This is a genomic window from Halorubrum aethiopicum (assembly GCF_001542905.1).
Classification (GTDB): Archaea; Halobacteriota; Halobacteria; order Halobacteriales; family Haloferacaceae; genus Halorubrum; species Halorubrum aethiopicum.
The window spans coordinates 1,852,749-1,871,380 of record NZ_LOAJ01000001.1; the positions used below are offsets into that span (position 1 = coordinate 1,852,749).

At 68.6% G+C, this 18,632-nt stretch carries 20 protein-coding genes and 1 pseudogene; 10 read left to right on the plus strand and 11 right to left on the minus strand.

Annotation, left to right across the window (positions count from 1 at the left end):
* Nucleotides 1-34: 34 nt before the first annotated feature.
* Together AXA68_RS16765 and AXA68_RS08710 are read right to left on the minus strand one after the other, a co-directional pair.
* Nucleotides 35-544, minus strand: coding sequence for a hypothetical protein (locus AXA68_RS16765; RefSeq protein ID WP_157884819.1), 510 nt, complete (start codon nucleotides 542-544; stop codon nucleotides 35-37).
* Nucleotides 545-701: 157 nt separating this feature from the next.
* Nucleotides 702-1,037, minus strand: a complete 336-nt coding sequence (locus tag AXA68_RS08710; RefSeq protein WP_198530041.1) for a hypothetical protein — start codon at nucleotides 1,035-1,037, stop codon at nucleotides 702-704.
* 231 nt (nucleotides 1,038-1,268) lie between these two features.
* Between AXA68_RS08710 and AXA68_RS08715 the strand changes: the two genes are divergently transcribed.
* Nucleotides 1,269-2,012, plus strand: coding sequence for a ThuA domain-containing protein (locus AXA68_RS08715; protein ID WP_066415438.1), 744 nt, complete (start codon nucleotides 1,269-1,271; stop codon nucleotides 2,010-2,012).
* Between the two features lie 55 nt (nucleotides 2,013-2,067).
* Here AXA68_RS08715 and AXA68_RS08720 read toward each other — a convergent pair whose 3' ends face one another.
* Complete coding sequence (locus AXA68_RS08720; protein WP_066415441.1) at nucleotides 2,068-2,736, minus strand: helix-turn-helix domain-containing protein; 669 nt, start codon at nucleotides 2,734-2,736, stop codon at nucleotides 2,068-2,070.
* 84 nt (nucleotides 2,737-2,820) lie between these two features.
* Here AXA68_RS08720 and AXA68_RS08725 point away from each other — a divergent pair, with 84 nt between their 5' ends.
* Both AXA68_RS08725 and AXA68_RS08730 read left to right on the plus strand, forming a co-directional pair.
* The gene (locus tag AXA68_RS08725) at nucleotides 2,821-4,476 is read left to right on the plus strand and encodes an NADH-quinone oxidoreductase subunit D (RefSeq protein ID WP_066415443.1); all 1,656 of its coding nucleotides are present in this window, start codon (nucleotides 2,821-2,823) and stop codon (nucleotides 4,474-4,476) included.
* A 295-nt stretch (nucleotides 4,477-4,771) separates the two neighbouring features.
* Nucleotides 4,772-5,986, plus strand: coding sequence for a threonine synthase (locus AXA68_RS08730; RefSeq protein ID WP_198530042.1), 1,215 nt, complete (start codon nucleotides 4,772-4,774; stop codon nucleotides 5,984-5,986).
* A 7-nt stretch (nucleotides 5,987-5,993) separates the two neighbouring features.
* Here AXA68_RS08730 and AXA68_RS08735 read toward each other — a convergent pair whose 3' ends face one another.
* The 3 genes from AXA68_RS08735 to pyrB form a co-directional block, all read right to left on the minus strand.
* On the minus strand, nucleotides 5,994-6,854 hold the full coding sequence (locus AXA68_RS08735; protein WP_066415445.1) for a hypothetical protein: 861 nt from the start codon (nucleotides 6,852-6,854) through the stop codon (nucleotides 5,994-5,996).
* A 296-nt stretch (nucleotides 6,855-7,150) separates the two neighbouring features.
* Nucleotides 7,151-7,609 carry an aspartate carbamoyltransferase regulatory subunit gene (gene pyrI, locus AXA68_RS08740; RefSeq protein WP_066415447.1) on the minus strand — a complete coding sequence of 153 codons (459 nt, stop codon included), beginning with the start codon at nucleotides 7,607-7,609 and terminating at the stop codon, nucleotides 7,151-7,153.
* Complete coding sequence (pyrB, locus tag AXA68_RS08745; RefSeq protein WP_066415449.1) at nucleotides 7,606-8,547, minus strand: aspartate carbamoyltransferase; 942 nt, start codon at nucleotides 8,545-8,547, stop codon at nucleotides 7,606-7,608. Before pyrB ends, pyrI begins: the two co-directional genes overlap by 4 nt.
* A 152-nt stretch (nucleotides 8,548-8,699) precedes the next feature.
* On the opposite strand from pyrB, the gene msrB reads away from it, so the two are divergent.
* The gene (gene msrB / locus AXA68_RS08750; protein ID WP_066415455.1) at nucleotides 8,700-9,125 is read left to right on the plus strand and encodes a peptide-methionine (R)-S-oxide reductase MsrB; all 426 of its coding nucleotides are present in this window, start codon (nucleotides 8,700-8,702) and stop codon (nucleotides 9,123-9,125) included.
* Between the two features lie 43 nt (nucleotides 9,126-9,168).
* Here the strand turns inward: msrB and AXA68_RS08755 are convergent, their stop codons facing one another.
* Nucleotides 9,169-9,894 carry a sensor histidine kinase gene (locus tag AXA68_RS08755; protein ID WP_066415458.1) on the minus strand — a complete coding sequence of 242 codons (726 nt, stop codon included), beginning with the start codon at nucleotides 9,892-9,894 and terminating at the stop codon, nucleotides 9,169-9,171.
* 97 nt (nucleotides 9,895-9,991) lie between these two features.
* Complete coding sequence (locus AXA68_RS08760; RefSeq protein ID WP_066415461.1) at nucleotides 9,992-11,146, minus strand: acyl-CoA dehydrogenase family protein; 1,155 nt, start codon at nucleotides 11,144-11,146, stop codon at nucleotides 9,992-9,994.
* A gap of 188 nt (nucleotides 11,147-11,334) precedes the next feature.
* Between AXA68_RS08760 and AXA68_RS08765 the strand changes: the two genes are divergently transcribed.
* Together AXA68_RS08765 and AXA68_RS08770 are read left to right on the plus strand one after the other, a co-directional pair.
* The gene (locus AXA68_RS08765; RefSeq protein ID WP_066415464.1) at nucleotides 11,335-11,916 is read left to right on the plus strand and encodes a halocyanin domain-containing protein; all 582 of its coding nucleotides are present in this window, start codon (nucleotides 11,335-11,337) and stop codon (nucleotides 11,914-11,916) included.
* 148 nt (nucleotides 11,917-12,064) lie between these two features.
* Entirely contained in the window at nucleotides 12,065-12,955 is an 891-nt protein-coding gene (locus AXA68_RS08770; protein WP_066415467.1) for a transcriptional regulator TbsP domain-containing protein, read from the plus strand.
* Between the two features lie 150 nt (nucleotides 12,956-13,105).
* On the opposite strand, the pseudogene AXA68_RS08775 reads toward AXA68_RS08770, so the two are convergent.
* Nucleotides 13,106-13,897 (minus strand): annotated as a pseudogene (locus tag AXA68_RS08775) (RIO1 family regulatory kinase/ATPase domain-containing protein); the annotation flags it as partial.
* 191 nt (nucleotides 13,898-14,088) lie between these two features.
* Between AXA68_RS08775 and AXA68_RS08780 the strand changes: the two are divergent.
* A complete protein-coding gene (locus tag AXA68_RS08780; RefSeq protein WP_066415469.1) occupies nucleotides 14,089-15,231 on the plus strand; it encodes an acyl-CoA dehydrogenase family protein in 1,143 nt (380 codons plus the stop codon).
* Nucleotides 15,232-15,258: 27 nt separating this feature from the next.
* On the opposite strand, the gene AXA68_RS08785 is transcribed toward AXA68_RS08780, so the two are convergent.
* On the minus strand, nucleotides 15,259-15,870 hold the full coding sequence (locus tag AXA68_RS08785; protein ID WP_066415470.1) for a hypothetical protein: 612 nt from the start codon (nucleotides 15,868-15,870) through the stop codon (nucleotides 15,259-15,261).
* Between the two features lie 191 nt (nucleotides 15,871-16,061).
* Here AXA68_RS08785 and AXA68_RS08790 point away from each other — a divergent pair, with 191 nt between their 5' ends.
* Nucleotides 16,062-16,586, plus strand: a complete 525-nt coding sequence (locus tag AXA68_RS08790) for a halocyanin domain-containing protein (protein ID WP_066415472.1) — start codon at nucleotides 16,062-16,064, stop codon at nucleotides 16,584-16,586.
* Nucleotides 16,587-16,677: 91 nt separating this feature from the next.
* Nucleotides 16,678-17,631: a VOC family protein gene (locus AXA68_RS08795; protein WP_066415474.1), complete on the plus strand. Its 954-nt coding sequence runs from the start codon at nucleotides 16,678-16,680 to the stop codon at nucleotides 17,629-17,631.
* 19 nt (nucleotides 17,632-17,650) lie between these two features.
* Here AXA68_RS08795 and AXA68_RS08800 read toward each other — a convergent pair whose 3' ends face one another.
* On the minus strand, nucleotides 17,651-18,169 hold the full coding sequence (locus tag AXA68_RS08800) for a hypothetical protein (RefSeq protein ID WP_066418482.1): 519 nt from the start codon (nucleotides 18,167-18,169) through the stop codon (nucleotides 17,651-17,653).
* 149 nt (nucleotides 18,170-18,318) lie between these two features.
* Between AXA68_RS08800 and AXA68_RS08805 the strand changes: the two genes are divergently transcribed.
* On the plus strand, nucleotides 18,319-18,594 hold the full coding sequence (locus AXA68_RS08805) for a cytochrome C oxidase subunit IV family protein (protein WP_066415483.1): 276 nt from the start codon (nucleotides 18,319-18,321) through the stop codon (nucleotides 18,592-18,594).
* Nucleotides 18,595-18,632: the final 38 nt, after the last annotated feature.

Below are 18,632 nucleotides of genomic sequence, written 5' to 3' on the forward strand. Positions count from 1 at the left end.
CCACCTTCAATTCTATGATCGTCGATGAAACGGCCTAATCCCTGATTCGAGCGAGTGCGTGTCTCCAAATGGCGCGCAAACTGTCAATAAATCCATATCCTAGGTCAGAAGTGTCTACATCATAGGTTTTCCTTTCGTCAGTAGTTGTTCCCTCATCGGTGATTTTCTTTCCGTTCCCACTGGATTTCGTCGTTTCAAGTTCAGTCCGCAGCCGACGGACGCGCCTCCGTTGAGGTCCCCGGTAATCAGTCAGGTACTGAACCAACTCCCTACGAGTCTGTTCACTTAGACGGGCCGGTACGCCGTTGTGATTAAATGCCTTGTAAACATTGGCGCTCATACCTTTTGTTTCTGTAGAATTGCTTGTCGAAACTAAATTGACATCATACATTGCCCAAACAAGTTTTGTCGGTACCGTATCAGCATCACCATATCCATTATCCTTGAAGATGCGAGCAGCTAAGTCAGAAACTTGAAGCGTAATTGGCGCACCTGCTCCCACGTTTGCCTGTATATAGTATCCATTCTTGTCTGAATTTGGCACATACCGGCGTAGTGTTGGCACAACGATAGAGAAATTATCTAGAAATATATTCTTACTGGAAACATAATACGACATAACAGAATTCGGCAATGTCGACGAACAAGTCGAATTTGTGGATAAACTAATATGAGACAAGATCGAAGTCAGAGATCGCTGCTCAAACTTCTTCGGTGAAGATTTCCAGTTCAGACCTGTCATATCCGTACTTCTCCATTACCTGCTCGATCTTCCGAACGCAGTCGTTCGCGGAGAAGTTGGTTTCAAGGTACAGATCGGTATCTGGAATCCGTCGAGGCGCAACCAGGTCTGACTGCCGTCCTTTCTCCACGAAGTAGCTCCGCGTCCAACCTTCGATCTCGGTGATCCGCCCGTGGTCGTCGGTGTCGCGAAGGATCTCCGCGACGGCCATCGTGAGTGCGTCCGCCCAGCTGTCGACGTCGCAGTCAGAGGCTAAGAATATCTGATAAAGCTTTTCTCGATACTCGCTTCGCATGGTAATATTTGGAACTTCGAATGATAAAATGTATCGTTGTATGAAGTTCGCGTCCGCCGTTCGAGGCTTCGCGGGTCGGGCGGGACCGCTCGTCGGGGTAACCGCGACGCACGCCGACGGACCATCGACTCGTCGAGGCGGACGTCGCGACCCGTCGGATCGACGGGTCCGTCGAACGAACGACCGTCTCGAGATACGAGCCTACAAGTCGGTCGCGACGGGAACTCCTCCATGGCACGCGTCACGGTCTGGAACGAGTTCCGTCACGAGCGCGAGAGCGACGACGTCGCGGAGGTCTACCCCGACGGGATCCACGCGGTTCTCGCCGAAGTGTTCGAGGCGGCCGGCCACGAGGTCCGGACCGCCACCCTGGACGAGGGCCCGGACCACGGGCTCACGGAGACGGTCCTCGACGACACCGACGTGCTCACGTGGTGGGGCCACGCCGCCCACGACGAGGTCCGCGACGAGGTCGTCGACCGCGTTCACGAGCGCGTCCTCGACGGGATGGGACTCCTCGTGCTCCATTCGGCGCACCACTCGAAGATCTTCAAGCGACTGATGGGCACGAGCTGCTCGCTCAAGTGGCGCGAGGCGGCCGAGACGGAGCGGCTGTGGACGGTCGAGCCCGGTCACCCGATCGCCGACGGGATCGGCGAGTACGTCGAACTCGAGGAGACGGAGATGTACGGCGAGCGGTTCGACATCCCGCAGCCCGATTCGCTCGTGTTCACGTCCTGGTTCGCCGGCGGCGAGGTGTTCCGCTCCGGCTGCTGTTACCGGCGCGGGAACGGTCGGGTGTTCTACTTCCGGCCGGGCCACGAGACGTACCCGATCTACCACGACGACGACGTTCGGCAGGTGCTCCGGAACGCGGTCGAGTGGGCGGCCCCGGGCGACGGACCGACGCCCGAGTTCGGGAACGCCGACCCGATCGAGGAGATCGACACGAGCGACGACCGCACGGTCCACTGACCGCGTCGTCCCGTCCACTGACGCGCCGCACCGACGGGTCCCGTCGGTCGAACCCTCACGGCACCTCGCGCAGATCCATGAACGCGGCCATCACGGCGGACTCCGCCTTCCGGAGGTGTTCCGAGGCGGTGCTGGCGGAGGCGTCGATCCGCTCTGCCACCTCCTCCACGGTCGCCTCCCGCGGGGACTCGTAGTACCCGCTCTCGACTGCGGCCGCCAGCGCGTCGAACTGCCGGTCGGTCAGCCCCGGATCGAAGAGGTCCTGTCGCCAGTCGTACTCGCCGATCCGGAGCACGGTGGTCTCGATCCGCTCCGGGAGCCCCGCGAGCGCGTCGCGCAACGGTCCGCCGTTCCCGATGACGGTCAGGCGCGCGACCCCGTTCGGCCGGAAGTCTATCGGCGGGACGACGACGACGCCGGTCCGCTGGAACGGGTCGAAGGTCGCCTCGTCGACCGCGTCGCGTCGCTGCGTGAGAAAGACGTAGTGGCCGCTCTCGTCGATCCGCGTGACCTCGAACTCCCGGATCCGGTCGACGGATCGGAGCGCGTCGGTGTACACGTCGATGTCGCCCTCCACGTAGAACAGGAAGGTGTCGTCGGGTTCGTCGAGGACCGTCCCGTGGAGGAGCACGTCCCGATCGACCGCGTCCGACTCGTCGATGAGCCGATGTATCGGATGGATGAGGTCCGGCGGGTACCGGAGTTCGACCCGGAGGTACTTCACGTCGGCCAGTGACGACGGCTCACTTATAAAAACCCGTCCCAATCCGGCAGAAGCGTCGGGGCCTCCGGTCGCGTTCCTTCGAACATGTCGACCGACGCGCCGATCGAACGCGGGCGAGCCGACGCGGAGACGGACCCCTTCTCGCCGATCCGGGAGCTGATCACGGCACGCGAGACGCACTTGAACGCCCCCGCCGCCCGGATCCGGCCGGACGCCGTCCAGGAGGCGCTCGCGACGCTGAAAGCGGAGGCCGGCTACGACCACCTCGCCTGCGTGACTGCCCAGGAGTACGCGAACCGCTACGAGACGATCTACCACCTGCGTTCCTTCGACGACCCGACGCGGGAGGCGAGCGTCGTCGTCCCCGCGGACAAGGATCGGCCGGTCTCGGAGTCGGGCGAGGCGGTCTTCCGCACGGCGGACTGGCACGAGCGGGAGGCGTACGACCTGATCGGGATCGAGTACGACGACCATCCCGACCTCCGGCGGATCCTGTTGCCCGAGACGTGGCAGGGCCACCCGCTGTCGATGGACTACGACGAGGACCGCCCGCAGATCGTCACGCTCTCGGAGAACGAGCCCGTCGAACCCGGATCGTCGACGGCGACCGGGAGCGACACGATGCTCCTCAACGTCGGGCCGCACCACCCGGCGACCCACGGCGTCCTCCACCTCCAGGTCACGCTCGACGGGGAGGACGTGGTCGGCGTGGAGCCGGACATCGGCTACATCCACCGCTGTGAAGAGCAGATGGCCCAGTCGGGGACCTACCGCCACCAGATCATGCCGTACCCCGACCGCTGGGACTGGGGCGGCGGCGGCCTGCTCAACGAGTGGGCGTACGCGCGGGCGGCAGAGGACCTCGCGGACGTCGACGTCCCCGAGTACGCGCAGGTGATCCGGACGATGAGCGCGGAGTTCAGCCGGATCCTCTCACACATGCTGGCGATGGGGGCGTACGCGCTCGACGTGATCGGCGACTTCACCGCGACGTTCATGTACGCCATCCAGGAGCGCGAGCGCGTCCAGGAGATACTCGAGGACCTGACGGGCCAGCGGCTGATGTTCAACTACTTCCGGCTCGGCGGCGTCGTCTGGGACCTCCCCCAACCCCGCGGCGAGTTCCTCTCGGAGATCCGCGAGTTCCTCGACGGCCTCCCGCGGCGACTGGAGGAGTACCACGACCTGCTCACCCGCAACGAGATCCTCCAGCTGCGGACGATCGACACCGGAGTCCTCCCGCCGGAGGTCGCGAAGGACTACGGCTGTACGGGACCGGTGCTCCGGGGTTCGGGGGTCGACTACGACCTGCGTCGCGACGATCCATACGGATACTACGACGAGCTCGACTGGGACGTGGTGACCGAGGACGGCTGTGACAACTACTCGCGGCTGTTGGTCCGGATGCGCGAGGTCGAGGAATCCGCGAAGATCATCGAGCAGTGCGTCGACCTCCTCGAGGACTGGCCCGAGGAGGAGCGCAACATCCAGGCCAACGTCCCGCGGACGCTCCGGCCCGACGACGACACCGAGATCTACCGCGCGGTCGAGGCCGCCAAGGGCGAACTCGGCATCTACATCCGCGCGGACGGCACCGACGAGCCCGCCCGCTTCAAGATCCGCGGTCCCTCCTTCTCGAACCTCCAGGCGCTCCCCGAGATGGCCGACGGCGAGGCGATCCCGGACCTGATCGCCTCGCTCGGGAGCCTGGACACGATCATGGGGGAGGTCGATCGGTGAGGCGACCGCGACCGGACGAGTGACGGGCCACCCTCGACGAGCCGTCGGCTAACGGCTGTAGGGCGACCGCCGCTACGGTGCGGACGTTGAAAGGTGACCGCCTCACGCGAACGCGAGACGACCAGCGGTGTCACACACCGGCGGCCGGTCACGCGGGTCTCGTCCGCCGCCACGGATAAACCCTCGCTCACGCCGCCGAGCCCTCGCCGCGTGTCCGAACGGCGCGACGGGGCCCCCCTGGCTCCCGTCACGGGATAACGGAAACGCATACCTCGTCGGCGATCCCACGGACTCCATGGCCGTCCACTCGAGCTGTTACCGCTGTGGAAGCCGGTACGACGACGAGTTCCGCGTCCGGTGTGACTGCGGGGAGCCGCTCTGGATCGAGCCGGAGACGGCGGCGTTCGCGTGGGACGACCGCCGTGACCGACCCGGGATGTGGCGGTACGAGTCGCTGTTGCCGATCGACCGCCCGAACGGTATCGCACGGGCCGCGGGGGGCACGCCGCTCGTCAGAACCCCCGGACTCGACGACGTCGCCGGCGGTCGGGTCTACGTCAAGGACGAGGGAGAAACCCCCACGGGCGCGTACAAGGACCGCGGGAGCGCCGTGGCGGTTCCCCACGCGATCGCCACCGGCGACGACGTCGTCGGCACGGTCTCGTACGGGAACATGGCGATAAGCACCGCCGCCCACGCGGCGAGCCTCGACCGGGAGTGTGTCGTCTTCGTTCCCGAGGACATCCCGCCGGTGCGGCTGGAGCTCATCGCCCAGTACGAGCCGATCATCGTGCGGGTCGGCGGGGAGTACGGCGCGCTGTACGAGGACGCGCTCGACCTGTCGGACCGGCTCCCGATCACCGTCCTCGTGAGCGACGCTCCGACCCGGGTCAGCGGGTACAAGACGGCGCTGTTCGAGATCTGCGAGTCGTTCGCCCCCGAGACGCCCGACGTGATCGCGCTGCCGGCGAGTTCGGGCGGCTTCGCCTCGGGCGTCTGGCTGGGGATCCGCGAACTCGAGCGCGCGGGGCTGATCGACGAGCCGCCGCGCCTGTGTCTCGTTCAGACCGCCGCTTCCGACCCGATAACGCGGGCCTTCGAGGACGGGTCGACGGACCCGACGCCCCTGTCGCCGGAGGAGACCGGCGAGACGATCGCCCGCTCGATCGGCAATCCGGACCCGCCGAGCGGGGCTCGCGCGCTCGCCGCGGTCCGCGACACGGACGGCGCGGTCGTGTCGGTCACCGACGACGAGATACGCGCCGCGCAGCGCCGGTTCGCCGTCGAGGGCGGCTTCTACGTCGAACCGGCGTCCGCGACGACGCTGGCGGGCGTCTCGCGCCTCGCGGAGCGGGGCGAGATCTCCGCCGAGGAGTCGGTCGTGCTCGTCCCGACCGGAACGGGCTTCAAGGAGCTTGGAACCGGCGGCACGGACGTCGCGACCGAGACGGTCCACAGGACGGACCTCGCGGACCGGCTCGAGTCGTTGCTCCCGCGGCGGGAGGACTGATCGCGATCTACTCCGGGCGGTGGACCTTCCCATCGCGGCCGTCGGCGTCCTTCCGGCGGAGCGCGGCGGCCGCGTTGTTTGCGTCGTAGCCGAAGAACACGTCCTTCGCGTACGTCTCCGCCACCTCGGCGGCGTGGATCAGCTCGTCGACGCCGACGTTCACGGCGTAGAGCTCGGCCGAGACGGGCGTCTCCGGCGGCGCGCCGTGGAGGTCGTAGTCGCCGCCGAGCCGCGAGCGGAACCCGCGGAGGATCGACTCCAGCCAGTAGGTGGTCGCGTACTCGGTGTCGTACAGCGGGACGACGAACTCGTCGACGTGTGCCGTCAGGGCGTCGAGGTCGAGCCCGGAGCGGGCGCGGAGGTGGCCGGGATACGGGTCGGGGTAGAGGGTGAGCAGCGTCCGGCCGGGGATCCGGTCCGCCGCCTCGGCGACGAACCCCGTGATGACGTCGGCGCGCCAGTCGGCCCACTCCTCGCGGTCGCTCTCGGCGAACAGCCGCTCACAGCGGTCACAGCGACAGAACCCTTCCCGCGGGAACCCCACGTCGTCGAGGCGCACGTCGTCGCTCTCGGCGGCGCAGTCCTCGATTATCTCGAGGAGGCCCTCGCGGTACTCCGGGTGGGTCGGGCAGACGTACGCCCAGTCGAAGTACTCGCGGTCGCGGGTCGCGGGCTCGCCGCGGTCGTCGACCGGGACGAGCTCCGGATTCTCGCTCGCGGCCGCGTTGTCCCCGAAACACGACACCATGTTCACGGCGTTCGGGAGGGGCGCGGCCGCCCGCCCGGTGACGTCCTTGACCTCGTAGAACCCGAGGTCGAACGGCTCCATCTCGACCTCGTCGGCGTTCCGCGTGACGACCCCGTACATGCGAGTCGCTACGCGGGTGACGGGTAAAAACGGCGGGCTTGCGCCCGAGCGGTCGCGCGTCCGCGGCTGTTCTTTCCTGTGGTCCCCTACTCCACCTCGACCGGCTGTTTATCGCCGGAGAGGAGGACGTACGCGAGGACCACGAGCGACAGTACGACGACGAGTTTCGCTTTCGTTCCCATGCGCGTACCATCGACCGGCGGTCGCTAAAAACTATCGACGTTCGGGCGCTCGGATGGGGGAACCCGACGACCGTACGGGGGCAAGGAGAGCCGACGACCGGGACGGCCCGTGAGCTAGACGTCGATGTGGTCGGCGATGTCGGACCGCAGCACCGTCGAGCAGTAGTCACAGCGGACGCCGTCGGCGACGACCTCGAACCGGGTGTCGACCGGCTCGTCGGCGTTGGTGATACAGTTCCGGTTGGGACACGAGAGGACGCCGACGACGCGGTCGGGCCGAGTCACGCGGTTCTTCTCTACGACCTCGAACTCGCGGATGATGTTGATCGTCGCCTCGGGCGCGATGAGCGACAGGACGTCGACCTCCGACTGGGAGAGCTCCCGTCCCTCGACCTTGACGAGGTCCTTCCGGCCGAGCCGGTCGGAGGGGACGTTCATCCCGACGGAGACGCCGAGCCCCTCGGAGCCGTCGATGCCGAGGATCGCGAGGACGTTGAGCGCCTGCCCGCCCTCGACGTGGTCGATCACGGTGCCGTCGCGGATCTTCGAGACGCGAAGCTCGTGGTCGCTCATCGGTCCACCTCCATCCCCTCGTCCGCCTCGGCGTTCTCCAGTAAGGTATCGAGAAGCGCCATCCGGACCGGGATCCCGTTGTGCGCCTGTTCGAAGTAGCGGGCGTGCTCGGTGTCGTCGACGTCGGGGGCGATCTCGTCGACGCGGGGGAGCGGATGCATGACGGTGAGGTCGTCGGGGGCGGCGTCGAGCGTGTCGGCGTCGATCCGGTACTCGCCGGCGACGCGGTGGTACTCGTTCTCGTCGGGGAACCGCTCCTTCTGGATGCGGGTGACGTACAGCACGTCGAGCTCGGGGAGGACCGCCTCCAGGTCGTCGTGTTCGCGCACCTGCGCGCCCGTCTCGTGGAGGTCGAACCGGACGGATCGGGGCAGCCGCAGCGACTCCGGGCTGATGAAGTGCTGGCGGGCGTCGAAGTTGGTCAGCGCGGTCGCGAGCGAGTGGACCGTCCGCCCGTACTTCAGGTCGCCCATGATCCCGACGGTGAGGTCGTCGAGCCCGTGGTTCTCCCGGATCGTGTGGAGGTCGAGCAGGGTCTGGGAGGGGTGTTGGCCCGCGCCGTCGCCGGCGTTGATCACGGGGACGTCGACGAACTCCGCGGCGAGCGTCGCCGCGCCCTCGCTCGGGTGTCGCAACACGATCGAGTCGGCGTACCCCTCGATGACGCGGACGGTGTCCGCGAGCGACTCGCCCTTCGAGACCGACGAGGAGTCGACGTCGCCCATGTCTATCGTGTCGATCCCGAGCCGCTGGGCGGCGGAGTCGAAGCTCATCCGCGTGCGCGTGCTCGGCTCGAAGAAACAGAGCGCGAGCATCGTCCCCGCGTGTCGGCCCGCGTACGCTTCGGGGTCGGCGGCGACCTCGCGGGCCCGATCGAGCACCGCCTCGATGTCATCCCGCGAGAGCTGGGTCGCGGTGATGAGGTGGTCCTGACGCATCGTCGGAGTAGGCGTTCGGCAGTATCTTGAATCCCTCGGGTCACGGAGGCGAGAGGGTGTCCATCCCCGTGGATCGCCGACGGACGGAACGTTTCGAGATCCGCAACGCCTCCGCCACAACCGCCTTACCGACGGGGACCCTACCCCCGCTCATGAGCGACACCGACGCGGCGTCGACCGACGCGGACGATCCCGCCGATCTGACCGACGAGGAGTGGCGCGAACGACTCTCCGAGGAGGAGTACCGCGTGCTTCGCGAGAGCGGCACCGAGGCGCGCTTCTCGGGCGAGTACGTCGACCACCTCCCCGAGGACGGCGAGTACCGCTGTGCGGCCTGCGGCGAGGTCCTCTTCGACGCCGAGACGAAGTACGAGTCCGGCTGCGGCTGGCCGGCCTTCTACGCCGCCGAGGAGGACTCCGTGACGACGACGCTCGACACCAGCCACGGGATGCGCCGCACCGAGGTCCGCTGTGCCTCGTGCGACTCCCACCTCGGGCACGTCTTCGACGACGGGCCGGAGCCGACCGGCAAGCGGTTCTGTATCAACTCCGTCGCGATGGAGTACGGGGAGGAGTGACCGACGCGACCGACGCGACCGGCGATCGACGGACCCGCGCCGATCACGCCGCAAGGCGGAGTTCGACGACGAAGACTGCCCCCTTCGGCTCGTTGTCCTCGACCCAGACGTCCCCGCCGTAGCTCTCGACGAGCGACCGGACGAGGTAGAGGCCGATCCCCGCGCCCGGACTGTCGAGACCCTTCTCGCCTTTCCCGAATATCTCCTCGCGCTGGCCCTCGGGGATCCCCGGCCCGTTGTCGGCGACGCGCACCTCCACGTGCTCGTCACCGTTGCCGCCGTCGCCGTCGCCGACGACGGCCGCGGAGACCTCGACCTTCGGCGGCGTCTCGTCGTTGTGTTGGACCGCGTTCCGCAGGAGGTTCCGGAAGACGGAACTCAACATCTCGTCGGCGACGACCTCCACGCTCGGGAACGACCCCTCGACGGTGAACACCGCCGTCGAGTACGCCGAACGGACCTCCTCGACCTGTTGAGAGAGGATCCGGTCGAGGGGGACGCGACCGGTCTCCACCTCGTCCCTGAGCATGACCTCCGCGAGGTCCCGCACCGTCGCGGTCAGGTCGACCGCGCTCTGCGTGTTCTCTCTGATGATGTCGAGATACGCCTCCCCCTCCTCGTCGACGTGCTCCTCGAGGAGCTCCGCGTACGCGCCGATCAGCTGGAGGTCGTTGCGGATGTCGTGACGCATCACCTGATTCAGTAGCCGGAGATCGTTCCGCTGTCGTTTGAGCCGCTCTTCGGCGTCGTCGCCGGCGTCGTCGTCCATCGTGACTGCCCACGTCGCCCCGAAGTTTTTAGGTACCGATCCGGGACCGCCGTCGGAGGTGGGGAAGGGATTCGGCACCGTCGGTCGGAGGGACGCCTCAGAACCCCTCGTCGAGCAGTTCGCGGGCGACGATGTTCTTCTGGATCTCCGTGGTTCCCTCGTATATCTGGGTGATCTTCGCGTCGCGGTAGAGCCGCTCGACGTCGTGGTCGTTGACGAAGCCGGCCCCGCCGTGGATCTGGACCGCCTCGTCGGCGGCGTCGACGGCCACGCGCGAGGCGAACTCCTTGGCCATCGACGCGAGCGCGGTCAACTCGCCGGCCTCGTTGTCGACCGCCCACGCCGAGCGGTAGGTGAGCCAGCGGGCGGCCTCGGCGTTCGTGTGTATCTCCGCGAGCTTGTGTTTGATCGCCTGGAAGTCGGAGATGGGGCGGCCGAACTGCTCGCGCTCCTCGGCGTACGCCAGGGCGCGCTCGGCCGCGCCGCGGGCGATCCCGACGCCCTGCGCGGCGACCGCGGTGCGAGTCTCGTCGAAGAACTGCATGAGCTGGAGGAATCCCATCCCGCGCTGGCCGACCAGGTTCTCCTCCGGGACACGCACGTCGTCGAAGCGGAGCTCGGCGGTGTCGCTCGCGCGGATGCCGAGTTTCCCGGTGATCTTCTCGCGAGTGAGCCCGTCGCGGTCGGCCTCGACGAGGATCTGCGAGTACCCCGCGTACCGGTCGTCGACCTCCGGATCGGTCTCGCAGACGACGACGAAGTAGTCCGCGACGGTGCCGTTCGTGATCCACATCTTCGAACCGTTTATCACCCACTCGTCGCCGTCCTTTCGAGCGCGGGTCGCGACCGCCGTGACGTCCGAACCCGCCTGCGGCTCCGAGATGGCCGACCCCATCACCGCGTCGCCGGCGGTCACCTCGGGGAGGACGCGCTCCTTCTGTTCGTCCGTGCCGAACTCCATCAGCGCCTCCGCGCCGAACCCGGCGCTGGAGACGCAGAGGCCGATACCGGGGTCGGCGGCGAACAGCTCCTCGGTGAGGATCGCGTTCTCCAGCGCGGAGTAGCCGACGCCGCCGTACTCGACGGGGACGTGCGGCGCGAGAAGCCCCATCTCCGCGGCCTTCTCCATCACCTCGTGAGGGTACGACTCCTCGACGTCGTGCTCCGTCGCGACCGGCCGGATCTCCTCGTCCGCGAACCGACGAACCTCCTCCCGAAGCTGCCGTTGCTCGTCCGTCAGCCGAAACTCCATGTCCGGCGGTTCCGTCGGATCCGTGATAGACGTTCGCAAACTCTCGGGAATTCGAACGCCGTTTGTCGTTCACCGCGTTCCGCCCCTCCCGGTCCCTTATGCCGGCGACCCGAACAGTTCGGTCCGCCGCCCCAGCTCGCGGGAACGTTCACGGGGGGTATCTCCCCGCAACTCCTACCCGGGACCGCATGACCCGAGACAGACTCGACCGGCGGACGTTCATCGGAACCACCGCGGCGATCGGCGTCTCGACGCTTCTCGCGGGCTGTTCCGGCGGCGGAGCCACCAGCGATTCCGGCGGAGACGGCGGAGGTGACGGGGGCGACGGGGCTGGCGGTGACGGCGGGAGCGGCTCGGAGGGAAGCGGCGGCTCCGGCGGTGACGGCGGGGGCGACTCCGGCGGCGGGGACGCCGAGTACCTCTCGGAGGAGCCGAACTACGACGGCTGGTTCGACGGGGTGAGCAACTACGAGGGCACCGTGGACCGGACCGGCGCCGACGAGGTGACCGTCGAGGTCGGGGCGGCGGACGGCCTCTCGTTCGGTCCGGCCGCGGTGGCGGTCGCGCCCGGCACGACCGTGGTCTGGGAGTGGACCGGCGAGGGCGGCGGGCACAACGTCTCACACGCCGACGGTGCCTTCGAGAGCGAGACAGTCAGCGAGTCCGGCCACACCTTCGAGTACACCTTCGAGGAGTCCGGCGTCCACACGTACGTCTGTACGCCCCACGAGGCGGTGGGGATGAAGGGCGCCGTCTACGTCCAGGGGTAGCGGCGTCGGCGCGACTCCCCGAACCGCTGTGACCCTCCGAACCGCCGCGACTCCCCGAACGGTCGCGATTCCCCACACCACCACGATCCCCCACATCGCCGGATCCCCGCACCGCCGCGTTTAATCCGGCCGCCGCGAACCGTGGGCCATGCCCTCCGACCCGGCGATCCCGATCGCGGACGGGTCGCTGTCGATCGGGTCGTTCGCGGACCCCCTGCTCGTCGATCCCGAACCGCCGCTGCTCTCCGCGGTCGTCGAGGCGTATCGCGAGGCGGCTCCGGCCCTCGTCGACCCGGACCTCCCCGCGCTCCGCTCCGTCGCCGACGGATCGAGCGATCGCGACCCGGAAGCGGCCGCGGCGGCGACCGATCTCCCCCCGATCTCCGTGCTCGCCACCTCCGCCGCGTTCGAGTCGGTCGCGAGCGGGTTCCGCCCCGCGAGCCGTCTCGCGGCGCTCTGCGACGCGGACGTGTTCGATCTCCTGACGCTCGCGGAGCCCCAGCCGAACGCGCTCCTCGCCGGCGACGGGGCCGGCTGCGTCCTCGTGGGCGTCGCCGGCGAGGGGGACGCGCGGTGGCGTCGCGTCGGCGACGACCCGACGCTCCGGGAGCGGTACGAGGGGATCGTCGCGAGCGCCGATCCCTATCGGATCCGCACGCCGAGCCGGCGTCGCGTGTACGCCGCCTTCGAGGAGCGGTTCGGGGAGGCGGTCGCCGCCGACGTCGTCCGCCTGCTCGATCCGGGCCCCGCTCTCGCCGCGAGCGATCCGGTCGGCCCGCGGATCCGCGCGTACGCCGTCGGCGCGCGCCACGGCGCGCAGGACCGCATCCTCAGGCGCGCCTGCGAGGACGCCGGCCTGGGGAGCCCCTCGACGTTCACCCGGATCAAGCGCCGGCTGATCGACGCCGGTCTCGTCGAGACCGAGCGGGTCGCCCGGCCGATCGGTCGCCCGCGCGAGCGGGTCGTCGCCGCCTCCCCGCTGAGCGGTCCGCCGCTCGAGCGCGTCGCGGACGCGGTGCGGGAGTCGCTCGAGGGGTGACCGTCGTCGACGTCGGGTGCCGGGCGACCGCCGCGTCGACGACCCGGTCGGCGCGCCCTCCGACTACGTCGACCCGTCGGCCCCGGAGGGGATCTCCCCCTCGGAGTCCGCCGTGCCGCTCCGCGTCCGCCCGGTCTCGCGGTGCGCGGTAGCGCGCTTTTCGATCTCGCCTTTGAGCTCGGCGGCGTCGAAGTCGTGGTCCGGCCGGATCGCGACGAAGTCCAGAAAGCGGCGGGCCGCGAGCAGTTCCACGGGGTCGTAGCTCGCGAGCGCGGCGTCGATCGCCGCCGGCGCGCCGATGAGGGGTTCCAGCGCGGCGAGCGTACTCGCGAGGTCGTACGAGCGGGCGTCCTCCCGGCCGTCCTCGCTCACGTTCGTCGCGTCGATCACGTATATCTCCCCGTCGAGCACCAGGACGTTCTCCGCGCGCACGTCGCCGTGTGCGAGCCCGGCGTCGTGGATCCGCCGCAGGGTGGCGAAGAGCTCCGGCGCGAGCTCGCGCTCCCGCTCGTGGTCGACCTCGTCCAGCGTGCGGAACTCGGGGAGGTACTCCAACACGAGGACGCCGAACTCGTCCACCTCGAACGCCTCGATCGGCTCGGGCGCGTTCACGCCGATCTCCCGGACCCTCCGGGTGGCCTCGAGCTCGTGACGGGCCATCTCGTAGGGCGTCTCGTGGCGCTCGAAGAAGCCCTCGGTGCCGGCGGAGAAGGCCCCGAGGTTGCGTCCGGTGGTGAAGAGCGTGTGGACGAGCGTGTTCTGTCTCGTGATCACCTTCACGAAGAGGTCGTCGTCGAGCACGAACGGGATCGACAGCCAGTTGTCGGCGTCGAGGAACTCGACGCGCACGCTCTCGCGGTCGTAGCGGTCCGCCAACTCGCGGACGACCCGCTCCAGCTCGGGCCAGCTCGCGGTCCCACGGACGAGTCGGCGGAACTCCATACGCTTCGGTCCACGCGCCCGCGGCTGATAAAGGATCGCGAGCACGAGCATCACGGATCGCGAGCACGGGATCGCGAGGGATCCCGAACCGGTCCGAAACCGAACCGGCCCGAAACCGAACCGGCCCGAAACGAGTCGATCGATCGTGACCGTCGTGTCGTTTATGCTCGCGGCGGGAGAACTCCCCCGTCATGGAGTTCGAGCCGTCCCCGGAACATCGGATGATCAGGGACACCGTCAGGGAGTTCTGCGAGTCCGAGATCCGTCCGATCGCCCAGGAGATCGAGGACGAGCACCGGTTCCCCGAGGAGGTGTTCGCGTCGCTCGCCGACCTCGACGTGATGGGGGTTCCCGTGAGCGAGGCGTACGGCGGGCTCGGCGGCGACCAGCTCACGTACGCGCTGGTGACCGAGGAGCTGGGCCGCGTCTCCGGCGGGATCGGGCTCTCCTACGCGGCGCACACCTCCCTCGGCGCGAAGCCGATCGAGGCGTTCGGGACCGAGGCCCAGAAGGAGGAGTGGCTGCGCCCGCTGGCGGAGGGCGACGGGATCGGCGCGTGGGCGCTGACGGAGCCGGAGAGCGGTTCTGACGCCTCGAACATGCGGACGACCGCCGAGTACGACCCCGACGCGGACGAGTACGTCCTGAACGGGACGAAACAGTTCATCACGAACGCGAGCGTCGCGAACTCGGTGTTAGTGAAGGCGGTCACCGACCCCGACGCCGGCTACGACGGCATCTCCACGTTCATCGTCGACCCCGACGACGGCTTCGAGGTGACGACCGTCTGGGAGAAGATGGGGCTGAACTGCTCGCCCACCTGCGAGATCCGGTTCGACGACCTCCGCCTCCCGGCCGACCGCCTGCTCGGCGAGGAGGGCGAGGGGTGGGCACAGACGATGAAGACCCTCGACGGCGGGCGGATCTCCATCGCTGCGCTGTCGGTCGGGCTCGCGCAGGGGGCCTACGAGGCCGCCAAGGAGTACGCGGGCGAGCGCGAGCAGTTCGGGAAGCCGATCGCGGAGTTCGACGCGATCCGCGACAAGATCGTCCACATGTACCGCCAGATCGAGCGCGCGCGGCTGTTGACCCACAAGGCGGCGACGCGGTACGACGCGGGCGACCCCGTCACGAAGGCGTCCGCGCTCGCGAAGCTCGACGCCAGCGAGGCCGCCCGCGAGGTCGCGGAGGAGGCGGTCCAGACGCTCGGCGGCTACGGCTACACCACCGACTTCGCGCCCCAGCGGTTCTACCGGGACGCGAAGCTGATGGAGATCGGCGAGGGAACGAGCGAGATCCAACACGTCGTGCTCGGTCGGGAGCTCGGCCTCTAGGCCCGGACCGACGCTCCGCCGACGGCGTCAGTCGTCGGTATCCGACCCGTCCCCGAAGGCGACGACGTCGTCGTCGACGGCACGCAGGCTCTCGGCGAGCCGCGATCCCTCCGGGACCGACGCGAGGAACGCCGGGGAGCCGAACGACGCCTCGCCGTTGACGGAGAGGTATCCCAGGTCGGCCGGGTCGCCGTCGAGGCCGGTGAGAAAGCCGACGGTTCGGGCGGTCGGCACGTCGCCGACGCTCCCGGTCGGTTCGACGGAGGCGTACAGGGTGCGGTGGGTCGCGACGTGGTGGACGCAGGTCGGCGTCGGCGCGAAAAACAGGAGGTAGCACGCGCCCGGACCGGACCGGCCGAGCTTCGGGCGGAGCCGGTGGGCCTCGTCCGCGTGGAAGTACCGCTCCATCCGACGGTACTGCCTGAGGACCTCGTTCGCCCCGGTGGCGCGGCGGACGGCGGCGTCGGATTTGAGCTCGATGGCGTGGTCGACCGGTTCGGGCGTTCGCAGCCGGACGTGGACGTCGACGACCCCGCGACGCCCCTCCGCGTCGTACGGCTCCTCGAGCCGGATCTCCGGGTCGTCGTGGGCGGCCTCGTAGTGGTCGACGATCCGCGCCGCCAGGTCGTTCTCCCGCATGGATCGGCTCAGGGGGCGGCGACGCTTAAGCGTCCGCTTCGGTTCGCGGACGACCGCGTTCGCGGGCGGAGTCGGTCGATCCCTCCGTTCGCGATACATATTACAATCATGTGATAGATGTCGAGGAGTGCGTTCTCACGAAGTGGGGGGTATCAAGGGGTTTGTATGTCCTCGGGCCCTACGATCGGCCGATGACACGAAGACTGTCCAGACGGCGGTACGTCGTCGGAACCGGTGCGGCCCTGACCACCGGCGCGCTCGCGGGCTGTTCGGGCGGTGGCGGCGGGAGCGGAGGGGACGGCGGCAGCGGCGGCGGAGACGGCTCCGCCGGCGAACCGGCCGACGACGTGCCGAGCGCGATCGACGACTACCTCACCGAGAACGAGGCGCGCCTGTACGAGGGGACGATCGCCGACTACACCGGCGAGGACGAGGTCGTCGTCGACGTGGGTGCCGGCGACGTGGGGTTCGCGTTCGACCCCGCCGCGATCCGGATCGACGCCGGAACGACGGTCGTCTGGGAGTGGACCGGGGAGGGCGGCGCACACAACGTCGCCTCCGCGGAGAGCTCCGACGCCTCCTTCGACAGCGGCGACGCGGTCGCCGAGGAGGGCACGACCTTCGAGCAGACGTTCGAGGAGGCGGGGATCCAGCTGTACTACTGTACTCCACACCAGGCCAACGGGATGCACGGCGCGGTCGAGGTCGTCGAGTAACACCGGCGTCAGGTCGTCGAGTAACACCGGCGTCAGCCGGTTCCCCGCCCGTCCGCGCGTGTACAAGTACCTCGGGCGCGTACCCTCGGGCATGAGTCAACACCTCGAGACGCCCGGGATCCACCACGTGACCGCGATCGCCGGCGACCCGAACGCCAACCACGCCTTCTACACCGAGACGCTCGGACTCCGACTCGTCAAGCGGAGCGTCAACCAGGACGACGTGGGCGTGTATCACCTGTTCTACGCCGACGACGCCGGTTCGCCGGGGACGAGCATGACCTTCTTTCCGTACGTCGGGGCCCGGCCCGGCCGCGTCGGGACCGGCCAGGCCTCGACGGTGTCGTTCACGGTGCCGGCGGACTCCGTCGACTACTGGGCCGAGCGGCTCGCGGAGCGCGGCGTGGACGTCGAGAGGCGAGAGCGGTTCGGCGACGCGGTCGTCGCCTTCGCCGACCCCGACGGGCTCCCGTTCGAGATCGTCGGCCGCGAGGACGCTCCGGCCGGGGATCCGCCGGCGGGTCCCGTTCCCGCCGAACACGCGATCCGCGGGTTCTTCTCGGTCGAACTCTCGCTCTCCGACGCCGACGCCACCGTGGACCTCCTGGAGGCGATGGGGTACGAGGAGACCGACGGCGACGAAGCGGGCCACCGACGCCGGTTCGAGGCCGACGGCAACCGCGGCTTCGTCGTCGACGTGGTGACGGACCCGGCGACCCCGCAGGGGACTCCGGGCGCGGGGACCGTCCACCACGTCGCGTACCGCGTCACGGACGCGGAACAGGAGGCGTGGCGGACGCTCCTCCGGGAACACGGGCTCCGCCCGAGCCAGGTGATCGACCGCAAGTGGTTCCGGTCGGTGTACGCCCGCACCCGCGGCGGCGTGCTCTTCGAGTTCGCGACGGCCGAGCCCGGCTACGACGTCGACGAGCCGCGCTCGTCGCTCGGCGAGCGGCTCGTCTTGCCCGACTGGCTGGAGGACCGCCGCGAGGAGATCGAGGCGGGGCTTCCGGAGCTCGAGACGGGCGTGCCGACGCCGGAGTAGACGTCGTTCTTTCGGACACCTACCGCAGGAACGCCCACCGCACGTCGACGAGCTGGTCGCGCTCCCCGCTTATCGTCGGCCGCGCGAGGTGGTCGTTGGCGTCGACGCCGCGGTCCGCGAGCTCTCGGAGGGCCTCCTCGAGCGAGCGGTCCGACCGCTCGACGCTGGCGTCGCGGACGTACGGCACGTCCCGCGGCTCCGCCGCCGAGTTCGCGGTCTCGATCCGGTCCGTGAGGTCGCTCCCGAACGCGTAGGGGGGCTGGTGGAACTCCCACCCGTTCACCGTGACGAGCAGCCAGACGTCGCCGTGGACCGCGTGGTACTCGCCGGTCACGGCCTCCGGGTCGCCGGCGACGATCCGGTTCAGCACCTCCGTTTTCGTCCGGTACAGCGCGTCCTTGCGGGCGGAAGCGACGTTGCTCTCGGTGACGTCGCCGCGGTCGTAGGCGGCGGTCGCCTCGTCGGCGAGCCGCTTCGCGACCTTGTTCACCACGTAGAGCGATTCGAGCAGGTCGTCGTCGGGGTCGAGCGGGTCCACGGTGTTCCTCGGCGGATCGACGGAGGATCCGCGCGTCGCGGGGAAATGCGTTTCGGGCCGTCGGCCCGGCCGGTCGTCGCCGACGACGCCGACCGTGCCCCCCCAGATGGTTAGTTCTTTAAGCACGCGGACGAAGGTCCTCTCAAGAAATGTCGTCCGACTCCGTCAAACTGTACTCGGCGATATACGTCGCGCTCCTGGTCGCGGCGATCCTGAACTTCGTTCTCTTCGAGGTCGAGCTCTTCGGCTTCACGTACTGGGAGGCGTTCGCCGGAACCATGCTCCTCTCGGTCATCAAGACGGTCCTCATCGTCGCGTACTTCCAGCACCTGCGCTGGGAGAACCCCTCGCTGACGTACCTGATGGGGCTCGCGCTCGCGTTGACCATGCTGCTCATGGCCGCAGCCGCCTACTCGATCTCGTGAGGACGGCGCGGGAACGGCGAGGGCGACGCCCGTGAGTC

What these genes read in the sequence shown, in the direction of transcription:
- AXA68_RS08715 (WP_066415438.1), top strand. Translation starts at nt 1,269, where the DNA reads ATGGCACGCGTCACGGTCTGGAACGAGTTCCGTCACGAGCGCGAGAGC.
- AXA68_RS08785 (WP_066415470.1), bottom strand. Translation starts at nt 15,870, where the DNA reads ATGCGGGAGAACGACCTGGCGGCGCGGATCGTCGACCACTACGAGGCC.
- AXA68_RS08730 (WP_198530042.1), top strand. Translation starts at nt 4,772, where the DNA reads ATGGCCGTCCACTCGAGCTGTTACCGCTGTGGAAGCCGGTACGACGAC.
- AXA68_RS08710 (WP_198530041.1), bottom strand. Translation starts at nt 1,037, where the DNA reads ATGCGAAGCGAGTATCGAGAAAAGCTTTATCAGATATTCTTAGCCTCT.
- AXA68_RS08765 (WP_066415464.1), top strand. Translation starts at nt 11,335, where the DNA reads ATGACCCGAGACAGACTCGACCGGCGGACGTTCATCGGAACCACCGCG.
- AXA68_RS08735 (WP_066415445.1), bottom strand. Translation starts at nt 6,854, where the DNA reads ATGTACGGGGTCGTCACGCGGAACGCCGACGAGGTCGAGATGGAGCCG.
- AXA68_RS08760 (WP_066415461.1), bottom strand. Translation starts at nt 11,146, where the DNA reads ATGGAGTTTCGGCTGACGGACGAGCAACGGCAGCTTCGGGAGGAGGTT.
- msrB (WP_066415455.1), top strand. Translation starts at nt 8,700, where the DNA reads ATGAGCGACACCGACGCGGCGTCGACCGACGCGGACGATCCCGCCGAT.
- AXA68_RS08790 (WP_066415472.1), top strand. Translation starts at nt 16,062, where the DNA reads ATGACACGAAGACTGTCCAGACGGCGGTACGTCGTCGGAACCGGTGCG.
- AXA68_RS08805 (WP_066415483.1), top strand. Translation starts at nt 18,319, where the DNA reads ATGTCGTCCGACTCCGTCAAACTGTACTCGGCGATATACGTCGCGCTC.
- AXA68_RS08725 (WP_066415443.1), top strand. Translation starts at nt 2,821, where the DNA reads ATGTCGACCGACGCGCCGATCGAACGCGGGCGAGCCGACGCGGAGACG.
- pyrB (WP_066415449.1), bottom strand. Translation starts at nt 8,547, where the DNA reads ATGCGTCAGGACCACCTCATCACCGCGACCCAGCTCTCGCGGGATGAC.
- AXA68_RS08770 (WP_066415467.1), top strand. Translation starts at nt 12,065, where the DNA reads ATGCCCTCCGACCCGGCGATCCCGATCGCGGACGGGTCGCTGTCGATC.
- AXA68_RS08755 (WP_066415458.1), bottom strand. Translation starts at nt 9,894, where the DNA reads ATGGACGACGACGCCGGCGACGACGCCGAAGAGCGGCTCAAACGACAG.
- AXA68_RS08795 (WP_066415474.1), top strand. Translation starts at nt 16,678, where the DNA reads ATGAGTCAACACCTCGAGACGCCCGGGATCCACCACGTGACCGCGATC.
- AXA68_RS08780 (WP_066415469.1), top strand. Translation starts at nt 14,089, where the DNA reads ATGGAGTTCGAGCCGTCCCCGGAACATCGGATGATCAGGGACACCGTC.
- pyrI (WP_066415447.1), bottom strand. Translation starts at nt 7,609, where the DNA reads ATGAGCGACCACGAGCTTCGCGTCTCGAAGATCCGCGACGGCACCGTG.